Genomic DNA, 11,829 nt, shown 5'->3' on the forward strand with positions numbered 1-11,829 from the left:
AAGAGCGAACCATAGCAAGGGGAATGACGAAAAAATAAAAAGAGGGGCGACTGCTTTGGCACCGCAGCCGCCCCCGCATCTATGAACACCTAGGGATTCCAGCGCGGGTCGCCCGCTACGCTGTTAAAACTGTTGTCGACGATGGTGAAGTCGCCGTTGAGCGGATCGGCCCATAGCTCGTCGGCGGGGCGTCCGTGGGCCGACAAACCAGGAATTTCGGTCGCCGGGTCGGACAGTTCGAAGTCGGACGTGATGAACGAGTTGGAAACGTCGATGCCGTTCAGGTTGCCGTTGCGGCCTTTGATCGCCACGCTTTCGGCACCGCCGCTATCCCAGCCCGGCCCGATGATCGTGTTGTAGATTTTGACCTGATTGACGTTGTTCGCGCCGTCGCTGCCCCGGTAATCGAACATGGTCGAGCCGGTCTTGGTCACTTCGAACAACGTACAGTTTTCGATCACAATCGAATTGGTGCTGGTTTTGCTGCGGATAAACTGCTCCGCCTGCGAAATGGTCGAGTTCGAAATCTTGATGTTTTCTACGTGGGCGTCGTCGTTGTCCATGTTGACAAGGCCGTAGCCGCTGATGCTGTCGATCACGCAGTTGTTGATCAGAAACGAATCGATCTGTACGGCGCTCGTCTTGATCCGGGCCACCCCACGCAGGCTGTGGATTTCGCACGATTCGATTTTGATGGTACCGACGGTGGTGGCCTTGTCGATGTTAAATACGTAGTGAGACGAAAATTCGCCCGTAAAACGAATGCCTCGCAGCGTCAGCGATTCTATTTCAGTGCCTTCTTCGAACGCCAGGCTCCCCACCTCGATGGTGGCCAGCTCGGGGCTGAAGTCAATCTCACTAGCAATGGTCAGCGATTTGCCGAACCGGTACGACGACAGCGTGTAAGGCACGCCCTTCTTCAGCACAATTACGCTACCGTCCGGCACCGCATCGAGCGTATCTTCCAGGGCATTCGGATCGTCGATGTCGGTCAGGTCGATGATCATATCGGCCGCGCCGAGCGATTCTTTCGTTACGTAGTTGCCCCAGCCGCGCTCGGCCTCACCGCTCATCAGGTACACCAAGTAGTTGGTAGACGGTTGCAGCCCGTCGATGAGCTTCATGGCGGCGGCGCGGTCGTCGTCCGTTACTTCCACCTGTTTTACCAGCGACGAATCGGCTCCCAGCAAGACCCGAATGGCCGTCACGGGTGCGCCTTCGGTTTTCCATCGTACAATGATAGCCCGGTCGGTCACGTCGAACTTCGTCGGCGGAATCCAGATGGTCGGGAACCGGGGCGTTTTGATCTCGCCCAGTTCGGCCATTTTGGAATTAAATTCCGGATTGCTCGAGTTGGCCCGCACCCGCACCTGGTAGAGGGTCTCCCATTCCAGCCCTTCGAACGTGACCAGGTTGGTGTCGATTTCTACCGTGGCGGCAACGGTCTGGAACGTGTCTTTACTGATTTCGGCCGTGTACGAGCTGGCTTCCTTGACCTGCTGCCACGTGGCCTGCACCCAGTTGCCCTGCGACATCAAAGGCTCTTTGAGGGTGGGGCGAAACAACCGCACCGGCCCCAGTTCTTCTTCTTCAGGTTTACACGCCCCCAGCAAGAGTAGGCTCAGGCATAGCCAGAGGTAGCCGTTACGGTGGGTAAATAGCTTATGTTTGATCATCTCTGTGCTCTTCGTTAGTAGGTTGATTTTTTGAATAACCGCGGCCTTACTCGCCATAGTTATAGCCATTGTTCTGTAGCACGCCCTGGCTGCTGCTGATGGTGGAGCTGTGGAGCGGCAAAATGTAGCGCACCGGCATTTGGCCTGTGTTGTCCGTGTAGCCGCGCCACTGGCGCATCACGTAGTCGGAAGGCTCGCCGGTCGATGTATTGTAAAGTCCCAGCAACCAGCTCTGACGCATCCAGCCGTCCGGATTGTCGCCCACGTTCGGCGAATCTTCGAGCGCGGGTTCCGTTTCGGGCTGCCGGAATTTATTCAGGATCAGCATCGGTTGCATCGGCTCCTGCAGTTTGTAGTAGAGGTAATGCGGGTAGGCGGCCCACTTGCCAACGCCGGCGTAGGCGTCTTTGCCCATTTGAATCAGGTCGTTGCGGGTTTGAGCCACTTTCTCGCCGTACAGGTTCCAGCGGGCCAGGTCGTATTTCCGCAGGCATTCTCCCCCAAATTCCCAGGCGCGCTCGTCGACGATGGCCCGGAAGAACGATTCTTTATCGCCGTGTTCGCTGATGTAAGCGTCCACTTTCGTGCCCCACACCGATTGGTCAAAGGCGCGCTGGCGTACCTGCCGCAGAGCACCCTTCGCCAGTTCGGTGGGGCCGTTCAGTTCGTTTTCGGCTTCGGCCATCATCAGCAACACGTCCGTGTAACGCATCATCGGCCAGTTGATGCCCGTGCCTTTGGCAGACGAAGCCCCCGGCTGATAGGGCAACCACAGGCGGTTCCATTTCCCCGGCCCTACGGAGCTGTAGCTCTGCGGATTCTGCACCAGGTTGTCCTCGTAGTAATAGAAGGCACACGTGGCGTCGAAACGCTGGTCGAGGGTATCGAACGAGTACACGTAGGTCAGCGGAAAGCTCAGGTAGTTGGAGCCGGAACCGTAAGGGTGCGTCCCGGCATCGACCCGGATACCGTTGTTCCAGGCCACATCGCCCGAGCCGGGATAAAACGGTACTTCCCACAACACGTCTTCGTTCAGCGGTTTGATGAACTCACACTCGTTTTTGAAGATCTGCAGGAAATCGGGGTTGAGCGTATGGGGCTTCAGGTCCACCAGTTTCTTCGCATAATCGCGGGCGAGCGTATAGTAATCGAGGTAGTCGGGCTGCCGCACCATCTGCATGTCGGGCGTCAGCCAGTAGCCCCCGCGCATCAGCGACAGCCGTGCAATCATGCCCAGTACGAATTCGCGGTTGATCTGCTCGATGCCGTAGGGCAACTGATCGGCCCACATCATGTCGGCCTCAATATCCACCAGATCCTGGATCAGCACCGTCAGGCAGGAATCGCGCGGCGAGCGGGGCAGGTAAAAGTTATCGCCCGCTTTGGTCGGTGTGGTTTTGAAGGGCACATCGCCCCAGTGGTTCATCAGCAGATAATACCAGATGGCGCGCAGCGTGAGCGCTTCGCCCAGGTACTGCTTCATCATCGGATGGTTGGGGTCGTCGTAGATGGGGCTGTTCTGAATGCCCTCGATCACTTCGTTGGCGCGGTTGATGGCCACGTAGGCGTTGTCCCACACCCGCAACAGGTCGGCATTGGCGTCAGAAGCCTCGAACGACCAGATGTCGCGCCGCGAGTTGTCGGGAGCCGACCCCACGCTGCCACACTCGATGTCGGTATTGCCCGTGAAGTTGTTCGATACCCGCGACGTGAAGGCGTCCTGGTTGAACATGGCGTATACGCCATACAGCGCCTTGGCAGCATCGGTCTCCTGCGAGAAAATGTAGTCTTCCGTGAACGCCGAGGGCGAGTCGGTATCCAGGAAGTCTTCTTTACACGCCACGGTCAGTAGCGCGACGACGGTCAGAAGAAGAGGAAATTTATATTTCATGATGGACATGACTTGGTGTGATCTAGTAGGCGTTCAATTAGAAAGTAACGTTTACGCCGATGGTAAACGAGCGACTTTTCGGGTAAGACGAATAGTCGACACCGGGGGTCAGGGCGGCGTAGGAGCTGCTGCGCGTCGTGCTTACTTCCGGATCGTAACCCGAATATTTGGTCCACAACCAGGCGTTGTAGGCCGTAACGTACACGCGGAACTGCGACATCCGGAGTTTGGAAATCATCGATTGCGGCAGCGAGTAGCCGATGGTGGCGTTGCTCAGGCGCAGGAAAGAGCCGTCTTCGATGGCGTATGAGTGCACCACCGGCGCGGCGTTGCCCATGGAGAACGGCGACCAGATGGTGGCGTTCTGGTTCAACTGCCGCAGCGACTCCAGGTCGGACACCAATTGCCCTTCGGCATCGATGTACTTGAAGCGGTTGTCGGAATTCATGGTGTTCAGCATGTTGCCGAACGTGGTCCGGTGGTACATGTTGAAAGAAATTTTGCCGGTGTTGTACACGTCGTTGCCATACACCCAGTTGAAAAACACCGAAGCGTCGAATCCTTTGTAAGTGGCGTTGAGGCCAAAGCCACCGCTGTGCTTCGGCAGGGCATTCCCGATCACCTGACGGTCTCCGTCGGCAGTGATAACGCCGTTGCCGTCCAGGTCTTTCAACTTGAGCATGCCGGGACGCACCCGCCCGCTGAAGCCGGTCACAATGCCGGTTACGTCGGGTACCCCTTCTTTCAGGATGTAATTGCCGGTGGCTTCATCGTAAGCCTGAAAATCGTCTACCGTGTAGAAGCCGTCGGTGACATATCCCTGAATCAGGCCGATGGTCTGGCCTACAATCAGGCGGTAATCGTCCTGACTCTTCAGGTCCGTGCCGGCCCAGTTGGAAAATAACTGGCGTTCGTTTACGCCGTCCAATTCGTCGATGCGGGCCCGGTTGATTCCGATGTTGAAGTCTGCCGAAACGGACAGGTCGTTGCGATCTACCAGATAAGCCTTCATGGTCAGCTCAACCCCGCGATTCGACGTCTGTCCGATGTTGCGCATCTGCTTGGCGTATCCGGTGTACGAAGGAATGTCCGACTCGACCAACAGGTCTTTGGTGGTGTTGTAGTACAACTCGACGGTACCGGTCACCAGGCTTTTGAACAGGCCAAAATCAAGGCCCAAATTGCGGGTCACGGTAGTTTCCCATTTCAGGTCCGGGTTGACGAGCGTCGACGAAGCGGCGGTCCAATACGTCTGCTGCACGTCGTCGAACCCGATGGGACGGTAGCTGGACGGCGTGTAGGTACGCCGCCACAGGTTGTCGTCGATCCGGTTGTTCCCCGCTTCGCCGTAGCTGGCGCGCAGTTTCAGGTCCGAGACAAAACCGAGGTTTTGCATAAAGTCTTCCTGCGAAATACGCCAGGCCAGGGCCGCGGCCGGAAACACGCCCCAGCGGTTGCCCGGAGCAAACTTGCTGGAGCCGTCTGCCCGCAGCGTCAGCGTAGCCAGGTAGCGGTCGTTGAACTGGTAGTTGACCCGCCCAAACAGGGAGAGTAGCTTGTTGTCGGGGCTAATGTAGGTCTCGTACCGGTCGGAAGTCCCCAACACCATGTTGGCGAAGATTTTTTCCGGCGACATGGACTCATCGAAATACAACGCGCGGTTGAACGTCGACTGACGGCCTATTTTCAATACTTCCTGCCCGAACAGAATGTTAGCACTGTGCATGCCCTTGGAAAGGTTGTAGCTCAGTGTGTTGGCCCAACGCAGGCGGTTGTCATCATAATCCGTGATCTCGGCCAGGGGCAGGCTCCGTCCGTTGTTGAACGACTCGCCCGTCAGGGGACCGTAGTACCGCCGGCGCGTCTCGAAACCGTATTCGATCCCGAAGTCGGAGCGGTACGTCAGTTCCGGCAGAATTTTCCAGGAAATGCCGCCATTCATGACCAGCGAACGGTCGATGCGCTTGCGATAATCCTGTTCCACCAGTTTCAGGGGGCTGATCAGGCTGCGCATGAACTGCTCGTAATCGCCCGCGGCGTCGAGCGGATCGAGGACGATCTGATCGGCCAGCCCGTTGACGGGGCGGGTGGTGATGCCGTCCGAAATACGCAACTGCGAACTTCCCGAGGTACCGGCACCGTCCACAATGATGTTGGAAAAGCGGGGTGCCAGGTCCAACTGAAGTTTGTCGCTGATTTTGTGATTCAACTTAAAATTGACGGTGGTGCGCTGGTAACCCGATCCGACCAGAATTCCCTGGTCGTCGTTGCCGGTCAGGCTCAGGCTCATTTTGGTGCGATCCGTCCCGCCCGTCACACTCACATTATGGTACTGCATGTAGGCCGGGCTGCCGAACAACTCTTCCTGCCAGTCGGTGCCGCGCTGGCTTTTGTACAGTTCCAGGTCGTCATATACGCCAAAGTAGCGGGTAAACCGGTCGATGTCGTCCGTTCCCCGCAACTGCGCGTACTCGTATTGCGCCAGGACAAATTCGTACGGCGAAAGCACTTCCAGCTTTCGGGGCAGGTTGCGCTGCTGCACGTAACCGTTGTACGATACCGACGTATTGCCCGCCTTGGCGCTTTTGGTCGTCACGATTACGACGCCGTTGGCCCCGCGTGCACCGTAGATGGCCGCCGAAGCCGCATCTTTCAGCACGTCGATGCTCACAATGTCGGTCGGTGGAATGTTGTTGATGTTATCGACCGGAAAACCGTCGACAATAAACAGCGGAGAGTTGTCTTGCGTTACTGAGCCGCCCCCCCGCACCCGGATCACAATCTCGGCGTCGGGCGAGCCGTCGGTCGTGGTGACCTGTACGCCGGCCATGCGCCCGGTGATGGCCTGAGCCGTGCTCGACACGGGAATTTTAGCCAGTTCACGGCCCGAAACGGACGATACTGCACTCGTCAGGTCTTCGCGTTTCACTTCACCGTAACCGACGACCACCACTTCGTCCAGCGCCTTTACGTCGTCTTTCAGCGTCACGCTGACGTTACTCTGGTTGTTCACCGCCAGTTCCTGTGTCAGATACCCTACCGCGCTGAATACCAACGTGGCGCCGTCCTGCACGTTCAGCGCAAACCGTCCCTCCACGTCGGTGATGGTTCCGTTGGTCGTACCTTTTTCCAGCACGTTGACCCCCGGGATTCCTTCTCCGCTGCCGTCGGTGACCTGCCCGGATACATTTTGCTCGGGACGCGACCGACGTACATTCGCCAGCAGGGGCTGCGGTGCCTGTTCGGTGTAGAGCGGCGGTACCGTCATCGGGGCGAACGTTTTGGAACGCTTGGGTTCCAGTGCCGGGATAATGGCGTAGTGGGTGTCGTCCAGTTGCCGGTAAGTCAAATTGGTATTTTCCAGCAGTTGGCTCATGGTCTGCCCGAAGGCCTCCCGGTTCAGCACCTTCGGTACGAACGTGTTTTCGACCACATCGGGCGAGTAGACGAACAAGATGTTGAACTCGTGCTCGATTTCTTTCAGTGCCTCGACCAGGGGACGTTGGTTTTGTGCTGCCTGCTTGGGTTGTTCTCTTCTTGGTGACAGATGAGTTCCGTTAGCCAGCGCCACCTGCGGAGTTTGGCCGAAGCTCCTGCTGGGGCTTCCTAATAGGCAAAGCAGAGCCACCCCACACGCCCGGGCGAGCATGTCGTTCGTAGGAATTCTCATAAAAGGTTGCTGTTTATGTGATGGTGTTAGCGAGGTTTTTGCAGGGTAATCCGATCAGGTCCTTTGCGATACTCAATCCCGTGCGTGATGGCCAGGGCGTCGAGAATCAGGTCAACATTATCGGACCGAATGGTGCCCGAAAGCTTCAGATCGGCGATACTGCTGTCCTGGATTTCCACGGTAAACCCGTAGGTCGTTTGAATCAGCTCCGCAATTTCTCGAATGGTTTTATTGTTGAGAATCAGTTTGTTTTCTTTCCAGACGACATAAGGTGAGGTTTCTACCACCTTGTGTGTCAACTGATGGCTTTCGGCCGAATACTCCACCAGATCGCCCGGCTGCATCAGGATGTTGGCGGAGGTATCGGCGCGCAGGTCGACACGAATGCTGCCTTCTTCCAGCACCACCTGCGTCTTGGACGCACGCTGTGCGACGTTGAATTGCGTACCCAATACCTCTACATCCAGGTCGGGGGTATGCACTACAAACTTGACGGCACCGCTCGAAGAAGACTGTTTCTGAACCGAAAAGTACGCTTCCCCGTCCAGCCAGACTTCCCGTGCCTGCCCCACCTCCCACGACGGCGCAAAACGCAAGGTAGAATTGGCATTGAGCGTCACGACCGACTGGTCGGGCAACGTGAACGACCGGGTCTCGCCGTAGGCCGTGGCGTACTGCTCCTGCGAAGGGTAATACAGCCAGCCGTAACCCACTGCCACTGCCATCAGCAGAGCAATGGCCGCGGCAGCGGCATAAGGAAAGCGCCGCGCCGACGACGTAGTAGGCACCGATGGCCGCTCGGCCCGCAGACGCGCCTGAATCTGCGCGTACTCGGCCTCACGCTGCGCCTGCGAGGAGGCCTCCGGACGGCGGGGGCCGGCATGGTGCAGCGGGTTTTTCTCGTCAGAAGACAAATCCCCGAAAAAGGGCTGAGACTCTTCTGAAGAATGGCGATCGGTCGTCATACGAAATGGCGTAGAATGGCTTCGTTATACATAAAGAGAAAGGGCGCTGCGCCAACAACCCAGCTTCGTGAAAAATTTTTTAAAAATGGGGAGGCGACCGCCGAAACGGGGCTTAGGCTACCAACTCGCGAGCATCATAAAACCAACCGCGTACAACAGTTCGGAGAGTTGTTCGGGCGTGGCGCTGCCTTTGAGTTTGAGAAAAGCCCGGTTCAGGTGATTGATGACCGACTGGTAGTTGATGTCCAGCGTATCGGCAATCTCCTGGAGGCTCAGACTTTCGTAATACTTCAGGTAGACAATTTCGCGCTGCCGGGGGGTAAGGTTGTTCAACAGCTGCGCGACGTATTCTTTCTTGAGCTGGGAGCGCTCGTCGAGAATAACGATTTCTTCGGGCGAAAATACAAGGTCGGTCCGGAGCGAGGCCCATTGGTCCATCTGCAACACATACCGGCGGTCACGCTGCATGTCCTGCAACAGGAGCCGCCGTAGGGAGATGAACAAGTACGCCTTTACGGAACGGGCCTCGCTCAGTTTCTGCCGCGACTGCCAGAGTTGCACGAACAGATTTTGCAAGCCGTTGAGGGCCATTTCGGCATCTCCGGTGATTTTAAGGGCGTAGTGGTACAGCGGATCGCGGTAACGGTGGTAGAGGTGAGACAGGCTGCTTTCGTCTCCTTCTCTCAGATGTTGCCAGAGGTCTTCGTCAGAAAAATGTGAAAAACGGGCCAGCTCCATGGTGGTGGTAGGTCTGCAGGAAAGTTAGAACGATCTAACTAATCTAAACAAGAATCCAATAGATTCAAAGTTTCGATCATCGATATACTTCCAAAGACAGACCTATCCTGCGTTTGTACTCAACGCATCGCGGTTGCGGAGCGTGCTTTTTTAAAGTCGATCCAGTCGAGCGCGGCCAGTTGATCGTTCGGCTCTTCTGTCCGGACAAAAACGATGTACAGGTCGTGCAGACCTTCCGGAGCGGTTACCGACGCCTGAATGTCCTTCATTTTCTGCCAGTCGCCCGTAGATTCGTACGAGGTGCTGCTGACCAGCGGTCCGTCCGGCGTGTCGAGGTGCATCTCGATGGTAGCCCCGACTTTGGGTGCCGACAGGCGGTAGGCCACCTGCGCAATGCCTTTGAGATCGACCTGACGGAACATCAGGTAGGCCTGTTTTCCGCCCAGCACCACCGCCGATAACTCGCCCCGCGAAAATACCTGCCCTCCCACCAGCGAGTCGGCCTCTTCGGCCTGCACACGCGCCGAGCGGAGCGTCAGCAACGCGCTGTTTGTCAGCGGTCCGATCACCTCGCCACCGCCGTCCGTATAGGACGCTTCCAGCAGATACGTCCCGGCTTCGCGCTGGCCTACGTGGTGTTTCAGCGGCACTGCACCTTCGGCGGGCAGGTTGCGCAGGACCTGCGCTTCTTCGGCCAGGGTCAGAATGTAATTCACCATTTCAGAGGCTTCGTCGACCGAAAGCTGCGGATGGGCACTCATGGCGTGTTCGCCCCAGACGCCACCGCCACCCTTGATGATCTTCTGCGCCAGTTGCGCAATCGGACGACTCTGGGCGTACTTGGCAGCCACTTCCTGAAACGACGGGCCGACCGTCCGCTCGTCGACCAGGTGACAGGCTTTGCAGTCGCTGCTTTCCAGCAACTCTTTCCCCCGGTTTTTGGTCACCGACGTCTGCTGGTGGCCGATCAGCATGCCGGGCACATCTTTCCCCTGCGGCAGGTAATGGAAAGCCACCTGCAGTCGCGAGGCGTCGGGCGTTCCGTCTTCCGGATCTTCCACCACCACCTGATACTTCAGCTCGTCGCTGTCCCAGTAAAACGTCCGGTTTCGGGGGGTTTCAATGTGTACTTGCGGCAGCGTATTGCCGACTTTGATAGCAATCGTCGATTTCGAGACCGTACCCGACGTATCGGTTACCGAAAGGGTAGCGTGGTAGAGACCGGGCTTCTCGAACGTGTACTCGGCATCGGGGGTGTCCGACTTGAAATCGGCTTCGTCGATGGCCCAGGCGTAGGTCAGGGCATCGTCCGTATCAAAATCGTAGGATTTTCCGCCCCGCAACGCCACTTGCAACGGTGCCGCGCCAACTGTATCGCTGGTCATGGCCACGGCCACCGGTGGGCGGTTGTTGGGATTGAATTCGAGCTTCACCAGACTGGCGTCGGGGTTTTCTTTGCCGTAGGCTTCGCCGTATTCCAGCATCCACAGCGCACCGTCGGGTCCGAACTGCATGTCGATCGGACGATCGATCTGCGTGTGTTCCATGATGCGTTCGATCCGCTCGAAATTGCCTTCTTCATCCATAAAGACGGCCATCACCCAGTTGCGCATCCAGTCGAAGACAAACAGCGCGCCGTCGTAATACGCAGGAAATTTCACCTCGGAGTCGAGGTCGGGATCGAAGTGGTAGACGGGTCCGGCCATCGCGGAGCGGCCGCCATTGCCCACTTCCGGAAACTCGGTCGATTCGTTATACGGATACCAGATGAATGCCGATTGGGCGGGCGGCAGCACCTCCCCGCCCGTGTTGTTGGGCGAGCGGTTCACCGGCTCGGCAATGCGGAAAGTATCGCCTACGGTTTTGGTCGCAAAGTCGTAGTCGAGGTAAGGCTTGTTGTCACCCACAAAGTAAGGCCACCCGAAAAAGCCGGGCTGCCGGGCCTGGTTGATTTCGTCGTACCCGCGCGGGCCTTGCGGGCCGTCCACGCCGGAATCGGGACCGATTTCGCCCCAGTATACGTACCCCGTTGCCGGATCGACCGACATGCGGTACGGATTCCGACATCCCTTTACATAAATCTCGGGGCGGCCCTGAGAGCCGTCTTTCGGAAACAGGTTGCCGTCGGGAATGGTGTAGGGCGCGCTGCCCGCCACGCTGTCGTACTGCGGTGTGATCCGCAGAATGGCCCCCCGCAGGTCGTTCATATTACCCGCCGAACGTTGTGCGTCGTAGACCAGCCGTCCTTCGCGCTCGTCGATGGGCGCAAAGCCGTCGGAAGCAAAGGGCGTCGTGTTGTCACCCACCGAAATGAACAGGTTGCCCTGCGTGTCGAACTGGAGCGAACCGCCCGTGTGTGCGCTGGCCTCCATTTCGATCGGAATTTCCAGCACCACCTTTTCTGAGGCATAGTCCAGGCTATCGGGGCCGAGGGTGAAACGCGACACCGACTGGTGAAGCCGGATTGAATCGCGGGCGGGCGTATAAAAGAGGTAGACGTAGCGATTTTGCTCGAACTCGGGATCGAGCGTAATGCCCAGCAAGCCGTTGCCTTCGGCGGTCACCACCGGCAGGGAATTGATTAGCGTCACCTCTTGCGTGGCGGGATCGTACCGCCGCACGTCGCCCCGCCGATCGACGAACAAGACCAGGCCTTTGGACGACACGACCAGTTCCATCGGTTCGCGCAGCCCTTCGGTAATGACCGTTCGTGAGAAGCGGTTCTCTTCCGGCTTTTTGGGCGTGCCTGAGGTGAGGTAATACGGACTGGTGGAGCGTTCTGTCGTGGGTTGGTCCGACGTACAAGCGCCGATTCCCAAAAACGCCAGCAACAGCGCAGCGGTGGTGGTACGGAGGGGTGCGTGCATACGAAAGCAAAAATTAGCGGAG

6 protein-coding genes are annotated in these 11,829 nt (G+C 57.6%); all 6 read right to left on the reverse strand.

Annotated features, from left to right (window positions below):
• Positions 1–89: 89 nt before the first annotated feature.
• Complete coding sequence (locus BLR44_RS14955; protein WP_176956061.1) at positions 90–1,676, reverse strand: DUF4957 domain-containing protein; 1,587 nt, start codon at positions 1,674–1,676, stop codon at positions 90–92.
• Between the two features lie 46 nt (positions 1,677–1,722).
• Complete coding sequence (locus BLR44_RS14960) at positions 1,723–3,567, reverse strand: RagB/SusD family nutrient uptake outer membrane protein (RefSeq protein WP_089683573.1); 1,845 nt, start codon at positions 3,565–3,567, stop codon at positions 1,723–1,725.
• A gap of 37 nt (positions 3,568–3,604) precedes the next feature.
• Positions 3,605–7,237: a SusC/RagA family TonB-linked outer membrane protein gene (locus tag BLR44_RS14965; protein WP_218127093.1), complete on the reverse strand. Its 3,633-nt coding sequence runs from the start codon at positions 7,235–7,237 to the stop codon at positions 3,605–3,607.
• A gap of 26 nt (positions 7,238–7,263) precedes the next feature.
• Positions 7,264–8,202 (reverse strand): FecR family protein, encoded by a 939-nt coding sequence (locus tag BLR44_RS14970; RefSeq protein WP_089683323.1) that lies wholly within the window; start codon positions 8,200–8,202, stop codon positions 7,264–7,266.
• A gap of 117 nt (positions 8,203–8,319) precedes the next feature.
• Positions 8,320–8,940, reverse strand: coding sequence for an RNA polymerase sigma factor (locus tag BLR44_RS14975; protein ID WP_089683326.1), 621 nt, complete (start codon positions 8,938–8,940; stop codon positions 8,320–8,322).
• A 119-nt stretch (positions 8,941–9,059) separates the two neighbouring features.
• Positions 9,060–11,807 carry a PQQ-dependent sugar dehydrogenase gene (locus tag BLR44_RS14980; RefSeq protein ID WP_089683329.1) on the reverse strand — a complete coding sequence of 916 codons (2,748 nt, stop codon included), beginning with the start codon at positions 11,805–11,807 and terminating at the stop codon, positions 9,060–9,062.
• Positions 11,808–11,829 lie beyond the last annotated feature (22 nt).

Source organism: Catalinimonas alkaloidigena, from assembly GCF_900100765.1.
GTDB classification, from domain to species: domain Bacteria; phylum Bacteroidota; class Bacteroidia; order Cytophagales; family Flexibacteraceae; genus Mooreia; species Mooreia alkaloidigena.